This window comes from Candidatus Dependentiae bacterium (assembly GCA_013821315.1).
In the GTDB taxonomy this organism is placed as follows: Bacteria; Babelota; Babeliae; order Babelales; family Babelaceae; genus JACDHA01.
Genome location: JACDHA010000004.1, coordinates 30,001 through 56,801, shown reverse-complemented (window position 1 = coordinate 56,801; position 26,801 = coordinate 30,001). Strand labels below are relative to the sequence as shown.

19 protein-coding genes, 6 tRNA genes and 2 rRNA genes (1 of these 27 running past the window's edge) are annotated in these 26,801 nt (G+C 38.1%); 5 read left to right on the top strand and 22 right to left on the bottom strand.

Annotated features, from left to right (window positions below; translation table 11 throughout):
• Window positions 1–23: 23 nt before the first annotated feature.
• The 17 genes from H0X48_01730 to H0X48_01650 all read right to left on the bottom strand — a co-directional run bounded on the left by H0X48_01730 (window position 24) and on the right by H0X48_01650 (window position 13,490).
• Window positions 24–98 (bottom strand) — tRNA-Val (locus H0X48_01730).
• Between the two features lie 9 nt (window positions 99–107).
• Window positions 108–4,172 (bottom strand): DNA-directed RNA polymerase subunit beta', encoded by a 4,065-nt coding sequence (gene rpoC, locus H0X48_01725; protein MBA3954015.1) that lies wholly within the window; start codon window positions 4,170–4,172, stop codon window positions 108–110.
• Complete coding sequence (rpoB, locus tag H0X48_01720; protein MBA3954014.1) at window positions 4,165–8,493, bottom strand: DNA-directed RNA polymerase subunit beta; 4,329 nt, start codon at window positions 8,491–8,493, stop codon at window positions 4,165–4,167. Before rpoB ends, rpoC begins: the two co-directional genes overlap by 8 nt.
• A gap of 125 nt (window positions 8,494–8,618) precedes the next feature.
• A complete protein-coding gene (rplL, locus tag H0X48_01715) occupies window positions 8,619–9,014 on the bottom strand; it encodes a 50S ribosomal protein L7/L12 (GenBank protein ID MBA3954013.1) in 396 nt (131 codons plus the stop codon).
• 47 nt (window positions 9,015–9,061) lie between these two features.
• A complete protein-coding gene (locus H0X48_01710) occupies window positions 9,062–9,580 on the bottom strand; it encodes a 50S ribosomal protein L10 (protein ID MBA3954012.1) in 519 nt (172 codons plus the stop codon).
• Window positions 9,581–9,596: 16 nt separating this feature from the next.
• A complete protein-coding gene (locus tag H0X48_01705) occupies window positions 9,597–10,289 on the bottom strand; it encodes a 50S ribosomal protein L1 (protein MBA3954011.1) in 693 nt (230 codons plus the stop codon).
• A 14-nt stretch (window positions 10,290–10,303) separates the two neighbouring features.
• Window positions 10,304–10,729 carry a 50S ribosomal protein L11 gene (gene rplK, locus H0X48_01700; GenBank protein MBA3954010.1) on the bottom strand — a complete coding sequence of 142 codons (426 nt, stop codon included), beginning with the start codon at window positions 10,727–10,729 and terminating at the stop codon, window positions 10,304–10,306.
• 15 nt (window positions 10,730–10,744) lie between these two features.
• Entirely contained in the window at window positions 10,745–11,266 is a 522-nt protein-coding gene (nusG, locus tag H0X48_01695; protein ID MBA3954009.1) for a transcription termination/antitermination factor NusG, read from the bottom strand.
• Window positions 11,267–11,291: 25 nt separating this feature from the next.
• Complete coding sequence (gene secE / locus H0X48_01690) at window positions 11,292–11,489, bottom strand: preprotein translocase subunit SecE (GenBank protein ID MBA3954008.1); 198 nt, start codon at window positions 11,487–11,489, stop codon at window positions 11,292–11,294.
• Window positions 11,490–11,540: 51 nt separating this feature from the next.
• Window positions 11,541–11,616 (bottom strand) — tRNA-Trp (locus H0X48_01685).
• A gap of 5 nt (window positions 11,617–11,621) precedes the next feature.
• The gene (gene rpmG / locus H0X48_01680; protein MBA3954007.1) at window positions 11,622–11,780 is read right to left on the bottom strand and encodes a 50S ribosomal protein L33; all 159 of its coding nucleotides are present in this window, start codon (window positions 11,778–11,780) and stop codon (window positions 11,622–11,624) included.
• A 44-nt stretch (window positions 11,781–11,824) separates the two neighbouring features.
• Window positions 11,825–11,901, bottom strand: a tRNA-Thr gene (locus tag H0X48_01675).
• A gap of 158 nt (window positions 11,902–12,059) precedes the next feature.
• Window positions 12,060–12,135, bottom strand: a tRNA-Thr gene (locus tag H0X48_01670).
• A 9-nt stretch (window positions 12,136–12,144) separates the two neighbouring features.
• Window positions 12,145–12,220 (bottom strand) — tRNA-Gly (locus tag H0X48_01665).
• Between the two features lie 65 nt (window positions 12,221–12,285).
• A tRNA-Tyr gene (locus H0X48_01660) sits at window positions 12,286–12,370 on the bottom strand.
• Between the two features lie 73 nt (window positions 12,371–12,443).
• Window positions 12,444–12,884, bottom strand: a complete 441-nt coding sequence (gene tsaE, locus H0X48_01655; GenBank protein ID MBA3954006.1) for a tRNA (adenosine(37)-N6)-threonylcarbamoyltransferase complex ATPase subunit type 1 TsaE — start codon at window positions 12,882–12,884, stop codon at window positions 12,444–12,446.
• Between the two features lie 21 nt (window positions 12,885–12,905).
• On the bottom strand, window positions 12,906–13,490 hold the full coding sequence (locus H0X48_01650) for an NYN domain-containing protein (protein ID MBA3954005.1): 585 nt from the start codon (window positions 13,488–13,490) through the stop codon (window positions 12,906–12,908).
• Window positions 13,491–13,588: 98 nt separating this feature from the next.
• On the opposite strand from H0X48_01650, the gene H0X48_01645 reads away from it, so the two are divergent.
• Window positions 13,589–14,425 carry a F0F1 ATP synthase subunit gamma gene (locus H0X48_01645; protein MBA3954004.1) on the top strand — a complete coding sequence of 279 codons (837 nt, stop codon included), beginning with the start codon at window positions 13,589–13,591 and terminating at the stop codon, window positions 14,423–14,425.
• Window positions 14,426–14,431: 6 nt separating this feature from the next.
• Here the strand turns inward: H0X48_01645 and murA are convergent, their stop codons facing one another.
• Window positions 14,432–15,703 carry a UDP-N-acetylglucosamine 1-carboxyvinyltransferase gene (gene murA, locus H0X48_01640; protein MBA3954003.1) on the bottom strand — a complete coding sequence of 424 codons (1,272 nt, stop codon included), beginning with the start codon at window positions 15,701–15,703 and terminating at the stop codon, window positions 14,432–14,434.
• A gap of 118 nt (window positions 15,704–15,821) precedes the next feature.
• On the opposite strand from murA, the gene H0X48_01635 reads away from it, so the two are divergent.
• The 4 genes from H0X48_01635 to H0X48_01620 all read left to right on the top strand — a co-directional run bounded on the left by H0X48_01635 (window position 15,822) and on the right by H0X48_01620 (window position 21,619).
• Window positions 15,822–19,148: a CPBP family intramembrane metalloprotease gene (locus tag H0X48_01635; protein ID MBA3954002.1), complete on the top strand. Its 3,327-nt coding sequence runs from the start codon at window positions 15,822–15,824 to the stop codon at window positions 19,146–19,148.
• 111 nt (window positions 19,149–19,259) lie between these two features.
• Window positions 19,260–19,826 (top strand): hypothetical protein, encoded by a 567-nt coding sequence (locus H0X48_01630; protein MBA3954001.1) that lies wholly within the window; start codon window positions 19,260–19,262, stop codon window positions 19,824–19,826.
• A gap of 84 nt (window positions 19,827–19,910) precedes the next feature.
• Window positions 19,911–20,873: a DMT family transporter gene (locus H0X48_01625; GenBank protein ID MBA3954000.1), complete on the top strand. Its 963-nt coding sequence runs from the start codon at window positions 19,911–19,913 to the stop codon at window positions 20,871–20,873.
• Window positions 20,874–20,986: 113 nt separating this feature from the next.
• Window positions 20,987–21,619, top strand: coding sequence for an aquaporin (locus tag H0X48_01620; protein ID MBA3953999.1), 633 nt, complete (start codon window positions 20,987–20,989; stop codon window positions 21,617–21,619).
• A 50-nt stretch (window positions 21,620–21,669) separates the two neighbouring features.
• On the opposite strand, the gene H0X48_01615 is transcribed toward H0X48_01620, so the two are convergent.
• The 4 genes from H0X48_01615 to H0X48_01600 all read right to left on the bottom strand — a co-directional run.
• On the bottom strand, window positions 21,670–23,553 hold the full coding sequence (locus H0X48_01615; GenBank protein ID MBA3953998.1) for an ABC-F family ATP-binding cassette domain-containing protein: 1,884 nt from the start codon (window positions 23,551–23,553) through the stop codon (window positions 21,670–21,672).
• A 181-nt stretch (window positions 23,554–23,734) separates the two neighbouring features.
• Window positions 23,735–24,712: a hypothetical protein gene (locus tag H0X48_01610; GenBank protein MBA3953997.1), complete on the bottom strand. Its 978-nt coding sequence runs from the start codon at window positions 24,710–24,712 to the stop codon at window positions 23,735–23,737.
• A gap of 132 nt (window positions 24,713–24,844) precedes the next feature.
• Window positions 24,845–24,959, bottom strand: a 5S ribosomal RNA gene (rrf, locus tag H0X48_01605).
• Between the two features lie 102 nt (window positions 24,960–25,061).
• Window positions 25,062–26,801: ribosomal RNA gene (locus tag H0X48_01600) — 23S ribosomal RNA — on the bottom strand (it continues 1,265 nt past the right edge of the window).

Sequence of the window (26,801 nt, the reverse complement as noted above, 5' to 3'; positions counted from 1 at the left end):
AAAGTACTTATTTATCTTTTAAATGGTAGGCGCGAGCGGATTTGAACCGCTGACCCTTGCTACGTCAAAGCAATGCTCTACCCCTGAGCTACGCGCCTTAATATCTCTTACTGCTCTTCTTGGCCTTGACGATCAATATACTTTTTTCTGAACGTCTTAATGCCAGTTCCTGCAGGTATCAACTTACCTATAATAACATTTTCTTTTAAACCGTAAAGGTGATCTACTTGACCGGATATAGCTGCTTCAGCTAAAATACGTGTAGTTTCTTGGAAAGATGCTGCAGAAATAAAGCTTTCAGTGCCTAGGGATGATAATGTAATACCCATAAGTACTGGTTTAGCTACTGCTACACGTTTACCTTCAGCTTGTAGAGCAGCGTTTACTGTTCTAAAGTGAATACGATCTACACGATCACCAATCAAGAATTCAGTATCGCCTGGTTCAACAATACGCATTTTACGAAGCATTTGTCTTACAATAAGTTCTATGTGCCTATCGTTAATGTCAACACCTTGTAAACGATAAATTTGTTGAATTTGGTTTACTAAATAGCGCTGCAATGTTTCTGGCCCAAGTATACGTAAAATGTCATGTAATACAGGAGTTCCAGAAGTTAGTGGATCACCAGCAGTTACTCTGTCTCCGTTAGCAACGTTAAGCTGCTTATTACGAGGGATAAAGTAATCATAAGAATCATCACCACTAACAACGCTGACTTTACGAAGTCCTCTATGCAGACCACCAAACACTATTTCACCATCAATATCTGCAATAATAGCAGGATCTTTTGGCATACGTGCTTCAAATAATTCTGCAATACGAGGTAAACCTCCGGTAATATCTTTAGTTTTAGATGCTTCACGTGGAGTTTTAACCAATATGTCACCAACTTTTACCACTTGGTTGTCGCCTACGGTTAAGTAAGCGCCTGTTGGCACATAGTATTGGGCTATCTCTTCATCATGTTCATCGATAATACTAATAGCCGGCTGATATTTATCGCCCTTATGATCAAGTACTACTTTACTTGAACGATTGGTTGCTTCATCAAATCTGTCTTGAACAGTAACGTTTTCTAGTAAATCGATATAGCGTGCTCGTCCGGCATATTCTGTTAACAATACTTTATTGTTAGCATCCCAATTGGCAAGTTTAGTACCTATGGTAACTTCTTGACCATCGTTTACTAATAAAAGCGCACCATACTCAATGTCGTTGCGTTGAAGTTCACGGCCATCAGGTGACATAATTAATAAGCGCGCTTTACGGCTCATAATTATTGTCTGATTTTCGCGGTTAACAGCTGTTCTCATACCACGCAATTGCACTATACCATTATATTTAGCACTATATGATGATTGATCAGATAAACTCGCAGTACCCCCAACGTGGAAAGTTCTCATAGTTAACTGAGTACCAGGTTCACCAATAGACTGTGCTGCAATAATACCTACTGTAGTACCATTATCTGCAAGTTCACCTTTAGACAAATCAATACCATAACACTTAGCACAGATACCTCGCTTTGCCTGACAAGTCAATGCAGAGCGGATAGCAATACGTGAAACGGCTGAATCGTTTATTTTTTCTAAATCTGAACGCCTTACTATATCACCTTGTTTAAGCAATAACGTACCTGTAACAGGATCTTTAAGATCAAGAGCTGCAACACGGCCATACACACGTTGTGGCAATGCGTACAGTGTATCACCAGATTCTTTAAGATCTTCTATCTCAATGTAGCCAAGCGTTTTACAGTCAGCCAGAGAAATAACAACATCTTGAGCTACATCTACAAGACGACGAGTTAAATACCCTGAGTTTGCTGTTTTAAGCGCTGTATCGGCTTGACCTTTACGAGCACCATGAGTAGAAATAAAGTATTCAAATACGCTCAGACCTTGTTTGAAGTTGGTTTTAACGGGTGTTTCCATAATTTCACCTGATGGTTTAGCCATCAAACCACGCATACCTACAAGCTGTTTAATTTGCTCTTTAGATCCTTTTGCTCCGGACTCTAACATCATAAACAAAGGATTAAACGGCTGAAAGTCTTTTTGACTGTTAACAAAAGCAAGCTGATCTTGTACTTCAAACTCTTTAGTCATTTGTCCAGCAACATCAAGTGCAGCTTGGAACCAAAGACTTAATACTTTATTGTAACGTTCACCATTAGTGATGATACCGTCCATATAGAGTTGTTCGATTTTTTGTACTTCAATTTCAGCTTTAGCAATAATAGTATCTTTTTTCTCAGGAACAACAAGATCACTAATAGCAATAGAAATACCTGCTTTAGTAGAGTTGTAGAATCCAAGTTTTTTAATATTATCTAAACACTTAACTGTTGCATCACTACCAAAACGAACATAGACACGTTCAACAAGACGCGTAAGATCAGCACGGGTCATAATTTTATTGACCCAATCAAATTCTGATCCTTGGGGTATAGCTTCGTATAAGATAACGCGGCCTACGGTAGTATCTACTATTCTAGAGCCTTCTAAACGCACTTTAATACGTGCGTGCATGTCAGCTTTGCCAAATTGATACGCAGTTACCACTTCTTGAGTGTTACTAAATACTATACCTTCACCAAGAGCGTTACAACGCACTTTAGTTATATAATGGAGCCCAAGAACCATGTCCTGACTTGGAACCGTTACTGGTCGCCCGTTAGCAGCAGACAATATATTTTTGGTAGACAATACAAGATTTTCACACTCTGCTTTAGCTAGACTACTTAACGGTATATGAACAGCCATCTGGTCACCATCAAAGTCAGCGTTATAAGCAGCACATACCAGTGGATGAATCTTAATAGCTTTACCATCAACCAGCATTGGATAAAATGCTTGTATACCTAATCTGTGAAGTGTTGGTGCACGGTTAAGAAGTACTGGGTACCCTTTAACCACTTGCTCAAGCACGTCCCACACCTCTGGCAATGATTCTTCTACCATGCGTTTTGCAACACGTAAATTAGGCGCTAATTCACGCTCTAATAAACCTGCATATACATGTGACTTAAATAATTCAAGTGCCATAATTTTAGGTAGACCACATTGATCCATCTTAAGTTCAGGATCAACCACAATTACTGATCGACCGGAATAATCTACACGTTTACCAAGCAAGTTTTGTCTGAAACGACCTTGTTTACCACGAAGCATTTCACTTAATGATTTAAGTGGTCTACGATTTGGACCGCGCACAGGCTGCCCTCGACGACCGTTATCAATAAGAGCATCAACAGATTCTTGTAACATACGTTTTTCGTTTTTGATAATAACTGAAGGAGCTTCAATTTCTATCAATCTTTGCAAACGAATATTTCTGTTAAGTACCCGTCTATAAAGTTCATTAAGATCTGAACTTGCAAAACGGCCACCTTCCAAAGGTACCAATGGACGCAAGTCTGGTGGTAATACTGGAAGTACAGTCATTATCATCCATTCAGGACGCAAATTTCCTTGTATTAAGCTGGAAAGCACTTTGATACGACGCATTAATTTGTGGCGTGCAGCAACAGAAGTTATCTTCTCATATTCTTCTTGAAGGCGCTTTACCTCTTCGTGTAGATCAAGTAAGCTTAACGCTTGCTTTACTGCTTCAGCACCAGTTTCTGCAAAAAATTCTGCATCTTCTGGGTGTGTTTCAGTATAGTAATCATAGTCTACAGCACTTAATAATGTTTTACGTGGATACGGTGATTTACCTTGTTTTATAACTAAATAAGCATCAAAATAGATAACTCGTTCAAGATCTTTTATAGCCATATCCATAATAAGACCAAGATAACTTGGAATACCTTTAAGGTACCAAATATGACATACGGGGGCCACCAACTCAATGTGGCCCATTCTTTCACGTCTTACTCGTGCTTGAATTACTTCAACTCCGCATTTTTCACAGGTTATACCCCTGTGTTTCATACGTTTATATTTACCACAGTTACATTCCCAGTCTTTAACCGGCCCGAATATACGAGCACAGAATAAACCGTCACGTTCTGGTTTTAGTGTACGATAGTTAATAGTCTCGATCTTCTTAACTTCTCCATACGAAAGAGAATGTATCTTTTCAGGAGACGCAAGTCCAATCTTAAGAGCATTAAACTGCGTAGCATTTATATACTCGCGAAAGCGCTCAAGTAGTCGATTAGTCACTGACTTCCTCCTTACCGCTCTTAAATAAATCTATCCGCAGAGCTAAACTTTGAAGCTCTTTGATTAATACGTTAAATGATTCTGGAAGACCTGGTTCAGGGATATCTTCGTTGCGTACTAATGCTTCATACACTTTATGTCTACCACTTACGTCATCAGACTTATAAGTAAGCATTTCTTGTAAAGCATACGCGGCACCATGAGCTTCAAGAGCCCATACTTCCATTTCACCAAATCTTTGACCACCTAACTGTGCTTTACCACCCAGCGGCTGCTGAGTAACAAGTGAGTATGGCCCAACAGATCGAGCATGTAACTTATCATCAACCATATGGTTTAGTTTCATTATATAAATGCACCCAACTGTCACTGGTTGATCAAAATAATCACCTGTTCGTCCATCACGAATTTTAAAGGTACCGTTTTCTTTAACGTTAATCTCTTTAAGCAACGGTTCAATGTCGTCTTTTAGGTTGCCGCCATCAAACACTGGTGTTTTATAAAATACACCAAATTCAGCAGTTTTACGCCCAAGTTCAAGAACACCTTCTTCACCATACTGAGATTCATACGTAGAAACCAGTTCTTCACTGTAATAGCTTATAAGCTGTTTTTTAACTTCGTTATACCCTTGAGTTTTAAGAGCTTCACCAATACGTTTACCAAGTTGCTTGCCACTATATCCTAGAATAGTTTCAAGAATTTGACCTACGTTCATACGGGAAGGTACACCCACAGGGTTTAAAATTATATCAACCGGTGTGCCATCATCTAAATAAGGCATATCTTCACGAGGTACAATAATAGATACCACACCTTTATTTCCATGACGACCGGCAACTTTATCACCAACCGATACAGGACGTTTCATGGCTATATAAATTTTAACCATTTTAATAACGCCAGATGGTAGTGGATCACCTTTTTTAAGTCTATTAATACGTTCTTCTTTAAGACCGTTTAAAATACGAATCTGGTTTTCTAATGACCCTTTAAGATAATCAACTTTTTCGTTGGTCTCTTTATGAGTAGTACGTAATCCTATAAGTTGTTCTAATGGCACTGTAGAAAGTTTATCTGCATCAAAAACATCACCGGTCATAAGCGCTTTAGAGCTTTTAGTTACTGCTTCTTTACCAGTAAGTTCTTGTGCTACTTTTTGAGCAACCATCTTTTCTAATGAACTTATATGCATAGCAAAATCAGCTTCTAAACGAGCTGTTTGTTCTGCTACCATTTCTTTGTAACGTTTATCTTTACGCATACCACTACGCGAGAAGATTTTAACGTCGATTACAGTACCTTCTATGCCTGGTGGTACTCTCAAAGAAGTATCGCGTACTTCACGTGATTTTTCACCAAAGATAGCTCGTAATAGTTTTTCTTCAGGTGAATATTGAATATCACCTTTAAGAGTTACTTTACCAACTAAAATATCACCAGGACGAACACGAGTACCAATACGCACAATACCATCTTCATCAAGGCCGGCTAAAGCAGTCTCGCTTACGTTTGGTATGTCACGCGTAATTTCTTCAGGTCCAAGCTTCGTATCACGTGCATCTACAACGTATTCATCAATATGAACTGATGTTAATACATCTTCAGATACTAAACGTTTATTTAGAATAATAGCATCTTCAAAGTTATAACCATGCCAAGGCATAAATGCCACAAGCAAGTTTGAACCAAGAGCAAGTTCACCATTATAAACAGACGTTCCGTTACTTAAAATATCATTAGCTTTAACGCGATCACCAGGTTTTACTATAGGTGATTGATGAATCCAAGTACTGTAGCTTGATCGTTGAAACTTACGTAAATAATAAGTATCAACACCTTGAGATATCCAATCATCTACATTTCTAAATTCGTTTTCATCAACCCGAATAACTATTTTTTCGGATGATACATATTCAACTATACCAGCATGTTTAGCAACAATAGTAGCACCTGAAGAGCGACCAATTTCTGATTCCATACCAGTACCTACAATTGGTGGTTGCATACGAATAAGCGGTACTGCTTGTCGTTGCATGTTTGCACCCATTAATGCACGGCTGGCATCATCATGCTCTAAAAACGGTATAAGTGCTGTAGATACTGACACAAGTTGTTTAGGTGAAAGATCTACATAGTTAATTCTATTGGCATCAACATACATGAAGTTACCTTCATGACGCGTAAATACCTGTTCAGTTTTAAGTTTTTTGGTAACTACGTCTACTGCGTCAGCTTGAGCAATATATTTATCACCTTCTTCAAAAGCGTCTAAGAAAGCTACTTCATCGCTCATTACACCATTAGTCACCGGTCTATAGGCTGTTTCAATAAACCCAAGCTCGTTTACCATAGCGTACGTTGAAAGTGATGAAATAAGCCCAACGGTTTGACCTTCTGGTGTTTCAATAGGGCATATACGACCATAATGTGACGTATGAACATCACGAATTTCGTAGGTAGCTCTATCTTTCATAACACCACCGGGCCCGAGAGCAGAAAGACGACGTTTATGAGCAATTTCAGCTAGAGGATTAGTCTGATCCATAAATTGGGATAACTGACCTGTACCAAAAAACTCACGTAGTACCGCATTAAGTGGTTTGACGTTCAAGAAATCTTGAGGCATTAAAGCACCATGCGTTTCTTGAATTCTAAAACGCTCTCGTACTATGCGCTCTATTCTTAAAAGTCCCACATATACTTGGTTATTAAGCAGTTCACCTACAAGGCGTACACGACGGTTTCCTAAATGATCAATATCATCAAGTTCACCTTCACCACGCTCACGCAAATTCACTAGATATTTAATAGTAGCAAGTATATCTTCAAGCGTTAACGTTGTTATACTTTCATTTAACTGAAGATCTAACTTACGATTCATACGTATACGACCAACTTTAGTTAGATCATATAAACGGCTATTAAAAAACAAATCTTCTAAACGCTGTTTAATTTCACGTAATGATGACGTATCACCAGGCCACAGCTTGGCGTGTACTTCACGTAATGCATCTTCTTCAGAATAACACTTGTCTTGGCTTAATGTTAAAGGTATAGTAGGTTGAAACACATACCCGGAAGACGCAATTAAGTTAAATTGTAAGAAATTAAATTTCTTAAGCAACTCAAAACTATCTTCGTTAAGGGTAACACCTTGTTCAATAATTACTTCGCCAGTATCGTTATTTATGACATCGCTTCCAAATACTCTGTTGAGCAAAGTGCTTTTACGCAAAATAAGTCTATCGACATCCATTTTTTGAAGACGTGTAAGTAATTCTTTAGTAATACGTTTACCAACAAGAGCATCTTCATCTTTAAGTGACGGCAGCATACCTTTCTCAATACGAGTACCCAAAAGAGATTCATCAAGTTTTTGATAAAATTCACCTTTTGAGACACAGATACTATCAAAACGATAGAAGAATGGTATAATTTGTTCCCTTGGTACCCCTAATGCTTGTAAAAACGTTGTAACAAGCATCTTTTTCTTTTTATCGATTCGTACGTTCAGGTAGTCACTGCTATCAAACTCAAAATCGATCCATGATCCACGCATTGGTATAATACGTGCTAAATAGTACGGTTTACCACGCACATCTTTAATTTTCTTACTTTGAGAAAAAACTACACCAGGAGATCTATGTAACTGACTTACAATTACACGATCTACACCGTTAATTAAAAAAGTTCCTAAATTACCTAATTTAAACTGGCCATTATCTTCGTATAGGTCAGCCATAACAGGAACATCTGCAAAGAAAATATCTTGCTCTTTTATATCGCGCAAGACTTTATTATTTTCTTCATCAGCATCCCAAGTGATAAGCTGCATTTTTACTTTAAGAGGCATGCCAAAAGTCTGACCACTTGAACGTGACTCGTCAACGCTCATAGCAACCTGAACGGTTACTCGTGCTAAGCAGTTAGAACACGTTTTATAACGTGCGGTAGATTTATGACAAAATGAACACTCTAAATCATGATTTAAGCGTGAACAATCAGACTTTTTACACGAAGAGCAGCTCCATGTATAGCGATTGGTAATACCTGTTAATTTACCACAAGTACACGCCCAATTACCCAACTCATAGCTTACATACTCAAGTGACATCTTATCATTATATTCTATAGGAAAGATATCCTTAAATACTTTTTCTAACCCAATTAACTGACGCTCTGTAGGCAAAAAGTCTAATTGAGCGAACTCGTTAAAAGACCGTGATTGAATTTCTATTAAATTAGGAACGGGAACGATATCCTTGATCTTACCAAAAGATCTACGGATAAGTTCCTTGCCCGTGCGGAGGCTAGACATTAAGCTGCTCCTTGTATAACAAAAAGAATAGTGATGTATTTAAACTCTTTATATTTTGCTTTAAGAAAATTACTAGCGGAAATCCCAACCTGCGTAAAAACACAGGTTGGGCACAATAAAAAATCTTAGGAAAGCTTTACTTTAGCACCAGCGGCTTCAAGTGTTTCTTTCATTTTTTTAGCATCATCTTTAGATGCTGCTTCTGCAAGCACTGTTGAAGATCCAATAGAATCTTCAACTGCTTTTTTAGCTTCAGTAAGACCTAAAGTAGTTACTTGACGAAGCGCTTTGATAATTTTGATTTTATCAGAGTTTTCATCAGCGATTAATTCTACTTTATACTCAGACTTTTCTTCATCTTTTTTAGCGCCTGCATCAGCACCTGCTGATGGAGCAGCTGCAGCAGCCATAGGCATAGCAGCTGAAACACCAAACTTTTCTTCAAGAGCTTTTACAAGTTCTGCAAGCTCAAGAACGGTCATATTACCAATGTCATTTATTAATTGTTCTCTGGATGCCATTGCATTCTCCATGCGCTATTACGCTTTAAATTATTTTTACTTATAAATTACTGTTGTTTTTCGGCTGCTTTTGTAAGCACCCATAAAAGTCTTAAAATAAGCTGATTTAATATGCTTACATAACCTGAAATTGGAGCCTTTAAGGTACCGCACACTTGAGCAAGTAATACTTCTCTACTTGGTAGAGTTGCAAGAAACTCAATCTGTGACTTGTCTATGACTTTGTCATTTAAAGATCCAGCAACAATAGTTAATTTTGTATTAGCTTTTGCTGCGGTATAAATAAGCTGTGCAATAGCAGGACTTTCGTCACGTGCAAATACAATAGCTATTTGATCTTTAAAATGAGGAGCTAAACTGGTCAGACCTTCCATTTCACTGATGGCAAGTTTAAGAAGTGTATTTTTAGACACTTTAAGTTGCGCACCTTTGCTATGAAGACCTTTACGAAGACCTTGAACAGCTTCAACAGTCAATCCCTGTACACCAATAAGAAACGAAGCTTGGCTATTTTTAAAGTCATCTTTTATTGATTTAATTGCTAACTGTTTATCTTGGCGATTCATGTATATACCTTTTCAATCAAGAGAGTTCGTCTTGGTTAACTGGGATACCAACACCCATGGTTGATGATATAGTCATCTTTCTGATGAACTTACCCTTAGATGAAGCAGGCTTAGACGATGCAAGAGCACGCGCAAAAGTTACAAGATTATCGTAAAGCTTTTGAGGTTCAAATGACACGCGACCAAAAGAAAAATGAACTATACCGTTTTTGTCGTTTTTAAAGAAAAGACGACCTTTTTTAAGATCTGTTACAACTGCTGCTGTATCAAATGACACGGTACCGGTCTTTTTATTTGGTAATAGCCCACGAGGCCCAAGAATTTTAGCTACTTTTCCTACAAGTCCCATTAAGTCTGGAGTAGCAACAGCGTAGTTAAAATCAAGCCAGCCACCTTCAATCTTTTCAATAAGATCTTCAGCACCAACGTAATCTGCTCCTGCTTTTTGTGCAGCCTCTGCGTAGTCACCTTTTGCAAATACTGCAATTTTAACTACTTTACCTGTACCGTGAGGTAACAAGACAGAACCACGCACAACTTGGTCTCCTTTTGATGGATCAATGCCGACGTTAATGTTAACGTCAACCGATTCATCAAAGCGGGCATGTGCTAATTCTTTAACTTTTTTGATACCATCTAGAAGCTGAAATACTTTATCAGGTGCAACCTGTTTTTTAGCTTCTAAATATTTTTTACCATGTTTTGACATAAAGATGCGCCCTTTTACTCCGTTACTTCAACGCCCATGCTTCGAGCACTTCCAGCAATAATCTTTTTTGCTTGCTCGATATCAAGGGCATTAAGGTCTGCCATTTTCACTTTTGCTATCTCTTCGATTTCTTTCATCGAGATAGTTCCAGCTTTTTCAGACTTATGTTTAGAAACACCTTTTGTGATGTTTATCTTTTTTTTGATCAACTCGGAAGTAGGCGGCGTCTTTATTACAAAGTCAAATTTTTTATCTCTGTAAACCGTTATGAGAACAGGAATAGTTTGGCCTTTTTTATCAGCAGTTTTAGCATTAAACTGCTTACAAAATTCCATTATATTTACCCCTTGTTGCCCTAAGGCAGCACCCACTGGTGGTGCCGGCGTCGCCGCGCCTCCCGGTATCAATAAGCGAATCTTCGCTTTTATCTCTTTGCTCATAGTCACCCTAACTGTTTAGCGTTTAACTTGATCAAATGTTAATTCAACCGGTGTCATTCTGCCGAAAATACTTACCATAACAGTAAGCTTTTCGCTTTCTTCATATATCGATTCTATAATTCCTACAAAGCTCGCAAAAGGACCTTCTTTAATTTCTACTTCTTTACCAACTTCAAACTGATGCTTCTCGCCTGATACGACCATTTCTCCGCGTATTTGAGCTAGAACTCGATCTATTTCTTTGGTTGATAAAGGAACAGGATCCCTTCCTCCTAAAAAGCGCGATATACGGGGCGTAGTAGTTACTAACCGTATTGCTTCTGGAGTTGCTTCCATTTGTATAAGCATGTAGCCAGGAAAAAGTTGCTGGTCTTGTAGCGAGTCGCTTGCGTTAAAGAACTGTTTCATTTTTGCTGAAGGAATTAACACTTCACCAAAGAATTCTTGGAGCGCTTTTTCTTCAATGCGCTTAAGCAAGTCAGCTTTTACTATATTTTCATATCCAGCATATAACTGGACAACATACCATCTTTTCATGTGTGATCAGCCTTAATATCGGCTCTTACCTTTGTGTGTAGCTAAAAATCTTATTAAAAATAAGCCAGCTGTTTACTCTATCGACAAGACCTAAAAAAATAGCAAAAAAGACAACTAAAATAAGAGTTACCGCAGTAGCTCCTACCCATTCGTCTAATTTCGGCCATTCAACACGCGACAATTCAACTTTTACTTCTTTTAGAAACTGCGAAATTTGATTCATTGCACCACCCACGTACTGAAACGTAACCTTTTTTTAAAATGCTGGGATACTTGGCAGGCCAGGAGGGATTCGAACCCCCAACCCGCAGATTTGGAGTCTGCCGCTCTGCCGTTAGAGCTACTGGCCTTCACCTTATTTTGTCTCTTTGTGCATATGATGCTTACGACAGCGCGAACAATATTTAGCTAGTTTTAATGAGCCAACTGTACGCTTTTTAGCCAGAACCTGTGTATAGTTTCTTTCTTTACAGGTTTCACATGCCAAATGAGTCGTTACTCTATTTTTTGCCATAACAACCTACGTTTTAACAACAATGATAATAATGAAAGCCTTACTGGAGCCCACAACCGGATTTGAACCGGTGACCTCTCCCTTACCAAGGAAGTGCTCTAACCAACTGAGCTACGTGGGCAACATGGCATAATCTACTGACTTTGACATCTACTTAGAGTATAAGTAGTTTTTGTTTCATCGGGCTAGTTCCAGTTCCCTCAACAAACAGTGTGTCCCACTGCAAAGCTATATATAATTATAGCCTAAAATTAAGCAAAAAACAATTTGCTTAATTTCTGGAGCTGGCGACTGGATTTGAACCAGCGACCTACTGATTACAAATCAGTTGCTCTACCAGCTGAGCTACGCCAGCACATCTATTTGGAGCGGGAAACGGGACTCGAACCCGCAACCTACAGCTTGGAAGGCTGCCACTCTACCAATTGAGCTATTCCCGCTAGCATTTAGCTAGTATACTTTTACACTCTACCACAACTTATTTGTTATAGCAAATAAGTTTTTGTGGTGGCGAGAGTAGGATTCGAACCTACGAAGGCATTGCCAACGGATTTACAGTCCGTCCCCTTTGGCCGCTCGGGAATCTCGCCGTTATTTTTATGTGTATAAATATAGTTTAATATTTTTTAGGATTAATGCAACTATTTCTCTTGAATGTTCTTCTTATATATTATTTATATCTGTTGAAAAACTATAGCGTAACATTCTCTCATGTTCACCATGATATTCAAGAGTTATATAACAAGCTTTTTGAGTAAGTAGCGGCATAATTATTTCAGGCCATTCTATAAATGACCAACTATGAGGTACATATAAAAATTCATCAAGACCTGCTCTTAGAAATTCTGCCTGCTGATTTATTCTATACAAGTCATAATGGTAAAAACTTTGCCCTTGTTTATTGGTATAGTTAACAACATAGGTAAAAGTAGGACTCGTTACTAGACCTTCAACCTGACATCTTAAAAGCAATCGCTTTATAAACGTAGTTTTACCAGCACCTAAATTACCTGAGAACGTAAAAACTGAACTGGTATTTAATAAGCTATATATTTCTTCAACTACTGCATCGAGCGTATCAAGAGAATAAATTATAGTTTTCATAGTATACCCAACTTTTTGTTATTAAATTTTTTTAAGCACTTTAAATAACTGTTTTTCTTCTTTAGAATCTTTTTTTTGAGCTCTTGTCTTGCCTTCAGCGTGTGTATCTTCTTTATAAATAGCCCGAGTATCAGTACTTTGCATAAGAGCATCAAGCTCAGGATTAGCTGTTGCGTCACTACTTGTTTTATAAGCTGTAGCCTTAGTAGTAGCCTGATGCACAACAGGAGTTTGCATTCTTTCTTGTACAAGCGCAAAAAAAGCAAGGGCATCTATTGAGGGTACCGTAAAGCGGAAAGCAAAATTAGTTACTGCCCTATCAGACGAAACTATTAATAGTCCTCGTTGGCTGTTTTGCTCAATATATTCTTTAATATAATCATCAGCACTTGTCTGCACTCCTGAGTATACAACAGACACTTGTCCTTTTTTAACCCAGGTAGGCCATTTGTATTGGCCACCATCAAACACTATAATAAGCGTATGCTTTCGAGCATGACCATAGTGACTCATAGAGGTAATAAACCATTGCCGCTGCATTTGCGTAGCATAATCGGTTTTGATTAATTGTTTAAGTAAGTTATAGCCATCAATTACAATTATCATCTAACATTCCTGTAGAGCTTGTTGCAAAATAGCACAAGAGTGCGTAAACTACAGTGTATACTACTATTTCTTAGTGCGCTATTATTAGGGTTTTGAGCATGGCACAACTTATTCAGATGCGACAACGTATTAAAGCTGTAGAAACTACAAAAAAAATAACTCAGGCTATGCGGCTTATTTCTATGTCTACGCATTCACGTTTACGACACAAAAAAGTTCATCTACTAGCTTATAAAAATGCTTTTCAAAATCTTTGGCAAAAAATTAAGCATTTACCTGCAACAAATACCACCCAAGATTCTGCTTTGCCACAAAGGCACCTTGTTATACTGGTAAGCTCACAAAAAGGATTATGTGGTACTTTTAACACCCATCTTTTTAAATTTTTTGATATACAGTTAACACAATTTACTGACTCTTACGATTTTATAAGCGTTGGTCGTTATGCAACTGATCATCTAAAAAGCCTTGTTCTACCGCTAGTTGCAAGCTATAGTACTTTTAGCTCAAATAACTTTGTAGCTATTGCTAATGCGATAACTGAAATTATATCTAAAAACTCAGCCTATAGCTCAGTTACTGTCTATAGCAATTACCCAAGAACATTTTTTGTTCAAAAGCCTCAAAAAGCAGAAATCCTACCACTGGATGAAAAAACGCTTGTATCTCAATCTGCACAAGAGCCCTCTCAAGACTATCTTATTGAAGAATCAGCTGAGCAACTTAATACTCTTATTGAAAGGCTTACGCTGAGCATATCATTACAAGAGCTTCTTTTTGAATCACTGCTTTCAGAGCAAGCTGCCCGTTTTTTATCAATGGATTCAGCCACTCGCAATGCAGAAAAGCTTATTGTTGCTATGAAACTTGAATATAACAAGACACGTCAAGCAACTATTACCCGTGAATTGACCGAGCTCAGCGCAAGTTATTAAAACGAGTTAAGACGATTTAATCGCTACTTTACCCCCTAAAGCAGCAATTTTTTCAGCAAAGCCTTGATACCCTCTTTTTAAATGATGTACACCAGTCATCGTAGTTTGACCAGTTGCAGCTAAACCTGCAAGTACTAAAGCGCATGAGGCACGAATATCAGTAGCTATTACTTGAGCACCATACAGCTGTTCAACCCCTTTAATAGTAGCGGTATTATTATCAATAGAAATTTGAGCACCCATCTTTTGTAGCTCACGCACATGCAGTAATCTATTTTCAAAAACCGTCTCATGAACAATACTGGTACCTGATGCTAAACATAAAGCAGCAGTCATAGGCGCTTGTAAATCAGTAGGAAAACCTGGATAAGGCATGGTCTTAAAAGAAACTGCTTGAGGGTATTTGGTAGCCTTAAAATGCAACCCTTTACCATCTGCGGTTTTATTAATTTCATGTCCCATTTCTTGGAGCTTAACCAAAAACACGTCCATGTAGTCAGTAGGAGCTTCTGGTATAATAATTTCTCCACCTGTTATAGCAGCTGCAAGCAACAAAGATCCAGCTTCAAGACGATCGTACATTACTTTATGCTCTAGAGGTCGCAACTCTTTTACACCTTGAATAACAATTGTTGCTGGTGCTTCAACAGCAATAGAAGCTCCCATCTTTTGTAAAATCTCAATAAGATCAAATACTTCTGGTTCTAATGCAGCATTAAGTATATGTGTTGTACCAATAGCACGGGTTGCAGCCATCATAATGTTTTCAGTTGCACCTACACTTGGATACTCAAGTACAAAGCGCTGCGCCTTAAGATCTGTTACTCTACTGGTTAAATACTCACCTGAAGTTTCTATAGTAACACCCATTTTTGCAAATGCTTTAAGATGAAAATCTATAGGCCGAGCACCTATTAAACAACCACCTGGAAGAGCTATATCAGCTTTGCCAAACCGAGCAAGTAATGGCCCCATTACCAAAATAGAAGCACGCATTTTTTTCATTATTTCAACATTTACACGCCAATGGCACAAATCAGTGGTATCTATTTCTAAGCTGTTATTTGCATAATCCACCAAAATACTTGCTCCTAAGTCCCTTAAAAGTTGAATCATTTGTTCAACATCATTTGAAAAAGGAACATTAGTAAGTTTTGATAGTCCAGCTGTAAGTATAAGTGACGCCATGCTAACAAGCACTGCATTTTTAGCACCAACCAACGGCACTGTACCTGACAGAGCAGGAGATTGTTCAATTAGTACGTGTTCATGTATCATAGCTCTTTGTTAACCTCTTATATAAAAAAGTAATTATATTCTTAATTAATAGTATACTATTTATACGTATATGGGAAATTGAGGATACTAATTTTTTTTATTATTTTAGGACTTTTTTATGCAAACATCGCGTTCTTTTTTTAGGTCTCGGCTCTTTTGGGCTGTTTTTGGTTTAGCATCTGCTGCTGCAACAGTTGCTAGTATTGTTTATTTTCCTCAAGCAATGCCTTTGCTTGATATAACTATTACCATGAACAGACAGCAAGCATTAGAACAAGCACGTAGTATAGCAAACATTTATAACCTTGGACCTGCGGATGCTCAACAAGTAGCTTATTTTAATAATGACGAGCACATTCAGAACTACATTGAGCTTCATGCAGGTGGCAATGCTGCTTTTCAACAACTTTTAAAAGAAGGTATCTACTATCCGTATAAATGGCAAGTACGCCATTTTAAAGAGGGAGTTCAAAACGAAGCTACTTTTATGTTCTCTCCTACGGGGCAACCATATGGTTTTAGTGAGATTATAGCTGAAAGCCAACCGGGAGAGCAGCTTTCACCTGAACAAGCTCAAGAAAAAGCTGCACAGTTTATGCGTCAGTGGGGTATACAGTTAGACCTCTACAAGCTCATTGAGTCTTCTCATGAAAATCGGACAAATGGTCGTAGAGATTACACTCTTGTTTATCAAAGAACAGATAAACAATTAAAGGACGCTCATTTTAGAATAACAGTAAGTATTACTGGTAATAAAGTGACAACTCTTAATCACTTTATAGATATTCCCGAGTTTTTTTCTCGGTCGTATCAGGAAATGCGTGCAGCCAACGAAACTATAGCATCATTTGCACAAACGGCCTTATATGTTCTGTATTTTTTTGGTGGCTGCTTTTTGGGTATGCTTTTTCTCCTACGCAAACGCGCTCTCTGGCCAAAACCAGCATTATATATGGGTATATTTATTGCTGTATGCCAACTTTTAGTAGCGCTCAATCAAGTTTCTTTTTTATGGTTTTGTTATGACACAGCACTTTCTGTTAAAGTTTTTTGGCTCCAGTATAGTATGCAATTGGCAGCTCAATTTGTTTTGTGGATACTTTTGTATTCTACTACTTTTATAGTTGCTGAAGGGCTTACGCGCCAAGCTTTTGGCGCTCGTATACAACTATGGCGTATGTGGGACAAATCTATAGCTTCTTCTTACACGGTACTTGGTAAAACTCTTGCAGGATATTTAATTATCGGCTTTGATTTAGCTTTCGTAGTATTCTTTTATAGCATAGGCACTAAAGTTTGTGGCTGGTGGAGTCCCGCTTCTTCTTTGGTCGATCCTAATATACTTAGTACCTATGCACCAGGCCTAGGTGTACTAGCTCGTGCAGTTACTGCCGGCTTTTGGGAAGAGTGCTTATTTAGAGCACTACCTCTTGCTTTAAGTGCTTTAATCGGTAAAAAATTAGGCTCTCGTAACTTGGGTATCATAAGTGGTTTTTTACTTCAAGCAGTTATATTTGGTGCTGCTCATGCTAATTATGCTACACAACCTGCTTATGTGCGTGTTATAGAGCTTATTATACCGTCTTTTGTATTTGGTGGTCTTTACCTAGCTTTTGGTTTACTACCCGGTATTATTGCTCACACAGTTTATGATGCTCTCTTATTTGCATTGCCCTTGTTTGTATCGACTGCCCCAGGTATGCTATTTCAAAAAATGGTCGTACTAATTGGTATAACTATTCCTCTGTTAGTAGTATTTTTTAATAGGTTTAGAGCAAAAAAATGGCACGAAATTGAGGTAGATGCTTACAATAGCTCTTGGGCAGTTACTACTGAGCAACCACTGAAGTCTAGACCTCTGGAAGATACTCCACCAAAGTTTTACCTGCTTAATACTGGTAGTTATAATACAATGGCCTTTTTAGGCATGGTATCTTTAGCATGCTTTACTTTTATTCAATTTACTTATACACCGATGCCAATACTTACTCTAAGCAAGCAGAAAGCTACGCATACAGCTCAACAAGCTTTGCTTGAACATACAGGTACCCCTAGTGCCAATTGGTATATAACAACAACTCTCTCTATGCCAACGCTTACAGCAGCTGAGCGCTTTATTTGGTCACAAAATTCTGCATTATACTATAAGCTGTTAGGATCTTATCTACCAACACCTCAGTGGCATGTACGCTTTGCACACTTTGCGGGTGATCTTACCACACGAGCTGAGCAGTTTAATATATACGTGGATTCTACAGGTACTATAACACGCTTGCAGCATCAATTACCCGAAACGTCACCTGGCAAAACGCTTATTGAGCACGAGGCGCGTGAAAAAGCATTAAGCTTTATTGGAGATACTTTTAAGCTTAACAGCACAGAACTAGAAGAAATTTCAGCTAACGCTACTAAACAGCCAGAACGCCAAGACTGGAGCTTTACCTTTGCACAAAAGATGCCCGAATTAACTCAAGGACAGGCGCGAATAACGGTAACTTTGTCAGGTGATAAAGTAACTGATAGTACACGCTTTATATTTATACCAGAAGAATGGCTAAGGCAGCAAAAAAAAGAGGAGCCTGTTCACTCAGCTTTATCATTTATCCCTTTGTTATGTTTTTTTATTGTACTAGCTCTTTCTGGTAGTTTGGCAGTACATATGTGGCAAAAAGGTATTTTTGCGTTACGTAAAACTCTTGTTTATAGCCTTATTATTGGCGCTCTTTCAGTAGGTAAAGCATTTTCACTATTGCCTGAAATACGGGCCTCATTAAGTACAAGTCAGTCTATTTCTGCCCAGTTGAGCCTTTATTTTACCTCTTATTGCGTTCAACTACTTATGCAAATAGTATTCACTTATATCTTATCTGGTGTAGTGTTTTCGTATTCTTTTGAAAGATTTAAAGCCTCATGGCTTACGAGAATTTTATTAGGAGTAAGTATAGGTTGTTTTATGAGTCTTCTTGCTGCCTTATTTCAAAAACTCTTTTTAACTACTCATCCACTATGGCCTTGTTTTGAAGGTGCAAGCAGTGTATATCCATGGCTTACATCCACTGCTACTTTTATATTTTTATACAGCAACCGTATTTTTGCCTTACTTTCACTCTCTCTTTACGCACGTATAACCACGCATAAGAGTGTTTGTGTGCTGTTATGGTTGCTGGCCACAGGTATTCTTATGCCAAGTAATACTGATATTTCCCTAGCGTCAGGGATAGTGTGTTTTATTTTACTCGCTCTTAGCGTGCAGCTACTGTATAGAAATTTTATACAGTATGACCCATTGCTTATACCTATTGCTACAGTAACACTCATGATAACCAATCTTGTAGTGCAATTATATGTTCAAGCTTATCCTGGCGCATTCACAAGCGTAAGTGTAACTATCTTGGCACTTATATTTATGACTTGTTTTATAAACTATCTTTTAAAACGTAACTAAATAGCAAGATCAAGAGCGTAACTAACTCTTGATCTCATACTTTATAATAACGTATACTTTTAATTAATTGCTAATAATTATTAAAAAATATTTTACTTAGAGTAGCTTTATATGAAAAACCTTATTTTTTTTACTGTATTGGCCATGAGCTTGTTTCAAACACTGGCTCAACCCTGTAGCACTGTGTATACTACGGTTATGAATCGTTCTTTAGAAAGCTTGCGCGGTTCATATTATCGCCTTAACCTAGAACAAGCTAAACAGTATATGCTTATACTTAAAGAGCAGATTGATCTTGAGTTAGAAATTCGTGCTTTGGAGCGTACCGCTTTTACTTCTCAAATAAGTACTCTTTTGCGTATCCCTTTAAATAGATATCAAGAGTGTAAAGTGGTTAATTTCGACATTAGAGCTCCTATGCCTGATTGTAATAACGTCTATACAAGCCAAGCTCAAAAAGCCTTAGCTCTTTTAAGAGACCAACAAACATTCACTGATCCGAAATTAGCTGAACGGTATATGCTTTTATTAAAACAAGATAACGACCTAGACACTCAGATACAAGAATTTGAACGAACAGTATTTAGTGGTGAACTCGTAAGCTTGTTACGCATGCCTCTGCAGCGTTACGTAGATTGTAATACAGTCTTAGGAGCTACTGTCGCATCTCGCGCCTAAAAGCGTATTGCTAACAGACTAATTTACAGGTATAGTAAAAAATAATATCTATTGTATCTTTTACTTAAAAGCCTTATTTTATTTATGCTAGAACTTTTTGGGGTATTTGCACTACTAGCCAGCGCTATATCTACTAATAAACTTATTTTATATATACTGCCGCCTCTCTTTTTTGTAGGCATTCGCATGCTGCTTGCAGGCTTTATACTTATTTCTTATCTTATATACTCAAAGCAGCTTGTTTCACGTAGTGTTTTAAAAAAGCACTGGTTTGAACTGTGTATAGCTACTGCTTGTACTACCTATGCACCCTCATTGCTTAAAGCGTATGCTTTACAGTTGCTTCCTTCTTCTAAAGCGGCTTTTTTTGGCACTTTAGATCCTTTTGTAACAGCTCTTTATGCTTACTTACTATGGCGTGAAAAGCTCACAATAAAGAAAACTATCGGCATGTTTTTTGGCTTTTTAGGTGCCTGTGTACTCTTAACATCCCGCACTTGTGTTGAAGAGCAGTTGCGCGCTTTATCTTTTATTTCGTACCCTGAATTGGCCGCCTTAGGAGCAGTAGTTATAGGACGTTACGGCTGGATAACCGTACAAAGATTACTTAAAAACAATATATTTTCACCTGTACAAATAAATAGTATAACGATGGTTGGCAGTGGAGTGCTTTCGTTGCTGAGCTCCTTATGCTTAGAAAAAAGCCCTGAGCTTTTTAACCCTGGGCTTTATTATTCTAAAGTATGTTCAGAATTATCTTTATATACTTTTTTTAACAAGTTTTTTTATTTGAATAACTCACAAGTTTTCTTTTTTGTAGCTCTTATAGCGTATACTATACTTGTAGGAAACGTTATATCCTATACGCTCTACGCTACGGTTTTAAAGCGCTATACGGCTACCTTTATAGCACTTACGAGCTTTTCTGTGCCTCTTTTTGTACAACTGTATGGCTGGCTCTTTTTACAAGAACAACTTTCACTTTATTTTTTTGTTGCCTGTCTTTTAACCTTTATAGGTCTTATACTCTTTTATCAAAAAACTTAGATTTAACTGTAGACGCTTTTAGTTGCTTTTATAACCCTTGACTAGATACTCAACGTAGGATTACAGTTACTGTATGAATGGCTTTTTTTAACCCCTTTTTCTTTAGGAGAATCATGAAAAAACTATTAATGGAGTTTATAGGAACATTCTTTTTTATATTTACTATAGCTATGACCAGCAATCCTTTTGCTATTGCTGCTATGCTTATGGCATGGATATATATAGGTGGTTCTGTATCAGGAGCACACTATAACCCTGCTGTTACACTAGCAGTAGCATTACGTGGTCGTTTAGCTTGGGATGCTGTGCCAGGCTATATGATAGCCCAAGTGCTTGGTGGTTTTGTAGCATTTGCATTAACTTATTTTTTTAAAAATAGTATAGCTATTACTCAACCAGGACTAGGAGTTACTTTTTTACAAGCCTTTATTATGGAAACGCTGTTAGCCTTTGTATTAGCATTAGTTGTATTAGTAGTAGCTACTTGGGACAAGTTCCGCCTTAATCATATATTTGGTTTTGCAATAGGTTTTACTATTCCAGCACTTGCTGCTCTTGGTAGCCCTGTATCGGGAGGTCTTTTTAATCCTGCTATAGCGCTTGGTTCAGTACTTTTTGGCCTTACTCAACGCATTCCTCTAGTGTGGCAAGATTTAGGCATGTATGTTGGCGGCGCTCTTTTGGGTGGCGTGCTTGCTGCTTATGCTTTTAGATATTTTATACTTGATGAAGATTACTTAAGCTAAAAAGAAAGCCCTGCTTACACTAAAATAAGCAGGGCACGCTATAAGACTAATTAGTTTCCAAGCTGCTTTGTTATCTGTTCCCATTGTACCATAGATTCCTTTAAACTTTGTTGAACGGCTTCTAGCTTAGTTACCGCTTTATTATAGTCAGGAGTACCATACTCATACTCACAGAACAGCTCGTTTATTTTCATGCTCTCTTTTTCAAACTGAGCTATTTTGCGTTCAACAATAGAAAGTTCTTTGCGTAAATGAGCTTCACCAGTTATACCTATAGTAGGTTTACTTGAACTTTTACCGTTACTTGTAAGCTCATTAGTCGGTTGGTCTTTTTCGCTACTTTGTTGTGCCGCTCGCTCTCTATATTCATCATAAGTACCGGCATAACTATGAAGACCTGTAGGAGTAAGCTCCAAAATATGTGTAGCTAACTTGTTTATAAAATCATGATCATGTGATACTAAAAGTATAGTACCATTATATTGCTGTAGCGCTTGTAACAGCACTTCTTTTGCATATAAGTCTAAATGGTTGGTAGGTTCATCAAGAAGCAAAAAGTTAGCTTTCTGAAGAAGCACTTTAACCATAGCAACTCTATTTCTCTCACCACCACTAAGCACTTTAATTTTTTTATAAATGTCGTCGCCACTAAACAAAAATGAACCTAAAAATGTTCTAATAGCTGCTTCAGTTACCAAAGGACAAGCATCAAGTACCTCTTGATATATTGTATTGTTTGGCTTAAGAACTTGTAATTGATCTTGCTCAAATATTGCATGCTGCACATTTGTACCAAAGCTAATATTTCCTTGTTGAAGGCCATATTTACCCGCTATAACATTAAATAAAGTAGTTTTACCAGTACCGTTAGGCGCTATAAGTGCTACTTTTTCACCACGCTGAATATTAGCAGTAACACGCTCAAAAAGCAGTTTTTCATCAAAAGAATGTTTAACTTCTTTTAAAGTAAGTACCATGGCTCCAGAGCGGTCAGCCTGAGGAAACGAAAGTCTGATTGTAGGCATAAGAGGCTCTATCTCAATACGTTCAACTTTATCAAGTTGCTTCATCATACTTTGAGCCATTTTAGCCTTTGTAGCTGATGCTCTAAAACGCTCTATAGTCTCTTGCTTACGAGTAATTTCTTTTTGTTGACGTTCATAAGCTGACTGAGTAACAGCTCTTTGCTGCTCTTTTTGATTTAAATAATAGCTAAAATTACCATTAAATAAGTTTGCGTTACCACGCTCTAGTTCTAAAATATTATCACACGCTTCTTCTAAATAATATCTATCATGAGAAACTAAAAGAAAGCCAAAACGAGACTGAGCTAAAAATTCAAAAAACCACTGCTGAGTAACAAGGTCCAAATGGTTAGTAGGTTCGTCAAAAAGATAAAAATCAGCTTCTTGTAGCAATAGCTGAGCAAGTACAAGACGCATCTTCCAACCAACACTTAAATGTTGCACTGGTTGCTCAAACATTGCGCGACTAAAACCAAGCCCGGTTAACAGCTGCTCTGTTTTTTTCTCGGCTGCTTGTTTATCAAACAAAAGCAACTTCTCTTGTAAAAGAGCATACCGTTCAACAGTGTGCTCTGTGCATTCAGGAGTAGCTAAAATAACTTCTAGCTCTATACGCTCTTTTTCTAATGCATTAAACTCTTCAAATACGGTAAAAGCTTCATCGTATACCGATTTATCTGATGTGAGTACTACCTCTTGAGGCATATAAGCAATTTTAGAATATTTTTCTATACTCACTTGACCACTGTCAGCTTTAAGCTGCCCTGCAATAATTTTAAGTAATGTTGATTTACCCGTACCATTACGCCCTACCACTCCGATACGCTGATCACTTTTAAAGTAACATGAAATAGAATCGAATATGGTCTGGGCGTTAAAGGATAAGGAAATAGCACGTAATTGTATCATAAAAAAAGCCTTTAAAAGGAAAAAGTAAATAACTATATAATGATGTCTTAATACCAGTATACCAAAAATTTACAGTTTTGAAATAAAATATTTGATTTTTTTTATCTTTTCTTATATCTAATTGCTAATAAAGTTCTAAAAAATAATAGATAAGACTGAATTTAGTTTTAAATTTAATAAATTATAAACTGCGATAATATTCTTTTATACGCTTTTTTGGATCTACTAGGCGCGTTTTATCATTATTAAATAACCTTAAAGCTTTATTTATACACTTCTTCATATTAGATTTACGACGTTTATCATCAAAATCTATCAATTTAAGTGATGCACCATCGATAATCATATTGCCAATAACACCATCATTATATTCAGGAAAAGTGGAAGCAAGAGCTGTTAGCTGTTGTCTAATAGTATCATCAGATGGATATATTCCTTTTAGCATAACAAAAGTAACTAGGTTAATTCCTCTAATCCAATTAGTGGGTTTTGCAGCAGAGTCTTTATAAAATAACTTTTGGTTAAATTCACTTTTAATAATATATCTAGGCGTAGAAGAAACAGGTAAATTTTGAGTCCAACGAGCTATATCAAGCGATTGTTTATGCATAGTGCATACCGCAATATCACCTTCACAAGAATTATAGACAGTAATTTTGCTTGAGTCTATTTTTTTTAACAGTTGAGTACCATTTTTAGGCAATTCAAAAATAATAAAATCACCCAAATTACAAAGAGCTGTTATAACCCGAAGACCACATAATTTAACTAGAGTAGAAAGCTCTTTTATTATAACAATATCAAAATGCTCGCAACGGCCTAAAGTTGTAAGATCTTCAATGCTCGCAACAGCAGGGTTTAAAACTACAATATTATTTAACCTCTTAGCAGAAGCTGCTACCAAGCTCGATCGAGCATCCTTAAAAATAATACTAATACAAGATACATTAGTGACAGTTGACGCTATATCAAACGCATACTCAGTACTCGTAAAACCTAACTCTAAAACAGTAAAAGGGCGGGTATATTTATCTACAAGCTGTTTAATACAGTTGACATACAATGGGTTTGGTTGAGAAAGAAGAGATACAGAAAAAGTAAAAAAACAGAGAGCAACTGTTATGCTTTGCCAAAGAGACTTACGTACTACTGTACTCATATTGTTGCCCTTAATAGTCTAAGCTGTTAATTATATAACAGCAACTATAAAACATAGGCACTTTATGCGCAAGAGTTTGATCTTTTTAAGCATAAGAAAAGCCCCAGTTTTCACTGGAGCTTTAATATTTAACCCTGGCAGTACTTACTTTCCCAGGCCGTAACCAGCCAAGTATCATCAGCGTTGCAAGCTTAACTTCCGTATTCGGAATGGTAACGGGTGTGACCTTGCAACTATACCCACCAGGGAATCTTTTATGATAAATCAAAATCTAACCTTGCGGTTGAAATATCTGTAGTATAATATCAAGTTTAATATTTTTTAGTTTCTCAAATTATTGAAGTTTTAATGTGATTTAAAACATTCGATCTATTAGTACTGGTTAGCTGAACACATTACTGTGCTTACACACCCAGCCTATCAACCTCGTAGTCTTCGAGGGATCTTAATGTATAACTTGCGTTATACGGGGTATCTTATCTTGAGGCGAGTTTCCCACTTAGATGCTTTCAGCGGTTATCTCTAATCAGCTTAGCTACCCAGCTTGCTCGTGGTGAACAACTGGAACACCAGAGGCTAACTCATTCCGGTCCTCTCGTACTAGGAACAAGCCCTCTCAAATACCCTACGCCCACAACGGATAAGGACCGAACTGTCTTGCGACGTTCTGAACCCAGCTCACGTACCGCTTTAATTGGCGAACAGCCAAACCCTTGGGACCTTCTCCAGCCCCAGGATGCGATGAGCCGACATCGAGGTGCCAAACCTCCTCGTCGATATGGACTCTCAGAGGAGATCAGCCTGTTATCCCCGGCGTACCTTTTATCCATTTAGCAATGGCCCTTCCATTCGGAACCACTGGATCACTAAGACCTGCTTTCGCATCTGCTCGACCTGTATGTCTCGCAGTTAAGCTCCCTTCTGCCTTTACGCTCTACCGACGATTTCTATTCGTCTTGAGGGAACCTTTGTATGCCTCCGTTACGATTTGGGAGGCGACCACCCCAGTCAAACTGCCCACCAGACACGGTCCTTCGCCCGGATCACGGGTCGAAGTTAGATCTTCAAACGGATAAGGGTGGTATTTCAAGGATGGCTCCGCTGAAGCTAGCGCTTCAACATCAAAGCCTCCCACCTATCCTACACATACCAATCCGAAAATCAATGTCAAGTTGCAGTAAAGGTGCACGGGGTCTTTCCGTCCAGTTGCGGGAAGCCGGCATTTTCACCGGCACTACAAATTCACTGAGTCCATCATTAAGACAGCGCCCAACTCGTTACGCCATTCATGCAGGTCGGAACTTACCCGACAAGGGACTTCGCTACCTTAGGACCGTTATAGTTACGGCCGCCGTTTACTGGGGCTTCAATTCAAAGCTTCGCCTTGCGGCTAACCTCTCCTATTAACCTTCCAGCACTGGGCAGGCGTCAGACTCTATACATCCTCTTACGAGTTAGCAGAGCCCTGTGTTTTTGTTAAACAGTCGGTTGGGCCTCTTTGTTGTAACCTGACAATGCTTTTTAACGACATCGCAGGCACCCCTTCTCCCGAAGTTACGGGGTCATTTTGCCGAGTTCCTTAATGATGGTTATCTCAACGCCTGAGCATTCTCAGCCCGTCTACCTGTGTCGGTTTGCGGTACGATCACTCATAGAGCTCGCTAGAGGTTTTTCTGGTCAGTGTGGGATCAATCAAACACATATATCTACAAGAAATATACATGCCCATAACGTTTCAATGATAGCAGCATTACGGATTTTCCTATAATGCTCATCTTTACGCTTAGCTTGGCAATCCAAAGTCCAAGTTAACCTACCCTACTGCGTCACCCCTTCACTCAAACGCTTATAAGTGGTACAGGAATATTAACCTGTTGTCCATCGCCTACTCCAACTGGCCTCGGCTTAGGTATCGACTAACCCTGAGTGGATGAACCGATCTCACGGAAACCTTAGACTTACGGCGAACAGGAATCTCACCTATTTTTTCGTTACTTATACCAACATACTCACTTCTCTAGTCCATCACCTGTCCTTCCGGTCAAGCTCGTATCTACTAGAGAACGCTCCCCTACCCCTGCATCAGAAA

What these genes read in the sequence shown, in the direction of transcription:
- rpoB (MBA3954014.1), bottom strand. Translation starts at nt 8,493, where the DNA reads ATGTCTAGCCTCCGCACGGGCAAGGAACTTATCCGTAGATCTTTTGGT.
- rplL (MBA3954013.1), bottom strand. Translation starts at nt 9,014, where the DNA reads ATGGCATCCAGAGAACAATTAATAAATGACATTGGTAATATGACCGTT.
- H0X48_01710 (MBA3954012.1), bottom strand. Translation starts at nt 9,580, where the DNA reads ATGAATCGCCAAGATAAACAGTTAGCAATTAAATCAATAAAAGATGAC.
- H0X48_01705 (MBA3954011.1), bottom strand. Translation starts at nt 10,289, where the DNA reads ATGTCAAAACATGGTAAAAAATATTTAGAAGCTAAAAAACAGGTTGCA.
- rplK (MBA3954010.1), bottom strand. Translation starts at nt 10,729, where the DNA reads ATGAGCAAAGAGATAAAAGCGAAGATTCGCTTATTGATACCGGGAGGC.
- nusG (MBA3954009.1), bottom strand. Translation starts at nt 11,266, where the DNA reads ATGAAAAGATGGTATGTTGTCCAGTTATATGCTGGATATGAAAATATA.
- secE (MBA3954008.1), bottom strand. Translation starts at nt 11,489, where the DNA reads ATGAATCAAATTTCGCAGTTTCTAAAAGAAGTAAAAGTTGAATTGTCG.
- rpmG (MBA3954007.1), bottom strand. Translation starts at nt 11,780, where the DNA reads ATGGCAAAAAATAGAGTAACGACTCATTTGGCATGTGAAACCTGTAAA.
- tsaE (MBA3954006.1), bottom strand. Translation starts at nt 12,884, where the DNA reads ATGAAAACTATAATTTATTCTCTTGATACGCTCGATGCAGTAGTTGAA.
- H0X48_01650 (MBA3954005.1), bottom strand. Translation starts at nt 13,490, where the DNA reads ATGATAATTGTAATTGATGGCTATAACTTACTTAAACAATTAATCAAA.
- H0X48_01645 (MBA3954004.1), top strand. Translation starts at nt 13,589, where the DNA reads ATGGCACAACTTATTCAGATGCGACAACGTATTAAAGCTGTAGAAACT.
- murA (MBA3954003.1), bottom strand. Translation starts at nt 15,703, where the DNA reads ATGATACATGAACACGTACTAATTGAACAATCTCCTGCTCTGTCAGGT.
- H0X48_01635 (MBA3954002.1), top strand. Translation starts at nt 15,822, where the DNA reads ATGCAAACATCGCGTTCTTTTTTTAGGTCTCGGCTCTTTTGGGCTGTT.
- H0X48_01630 (MBA3954001.1), top strand. Translation starts at nt 19,260, where the DNA reads ATGAAAAACCTTATTTTTTTTACTGTATTGGCCATGAGCTTGTTTCAA.
- H0X48_01625 (MBA3954000.1), top strand. Translation starts at nt 19,911, where the DNA reads ATGCTAGAACTTTTTGGGGTATTTGCACTACTAGCCAGCGCTATATCT.
- H0X48_01620 (MBA3953999.1), top strand. Translation starts at nt 20,987, where the DNA reads ATGAAAAAACTATTAATGGAGTTTATAGGAACATTCTTTTTTATATTT.
- H0X48_01615 (MBA3953998.1), bottom strand. Translation starts at nt 23,553, where the DNA reads ATGATACAATTACGTGCTATTTCCTTATCCTTTAACGCCCAGACCATA.
- H0X48_01610 (MBA3953997.1), bottom strand. Translation starts at nt 24,712, where the DNA reads ATGAGTACAGTAGTACGTAAGTCTCTTTGGCAAAGCATAACAGTTGCT.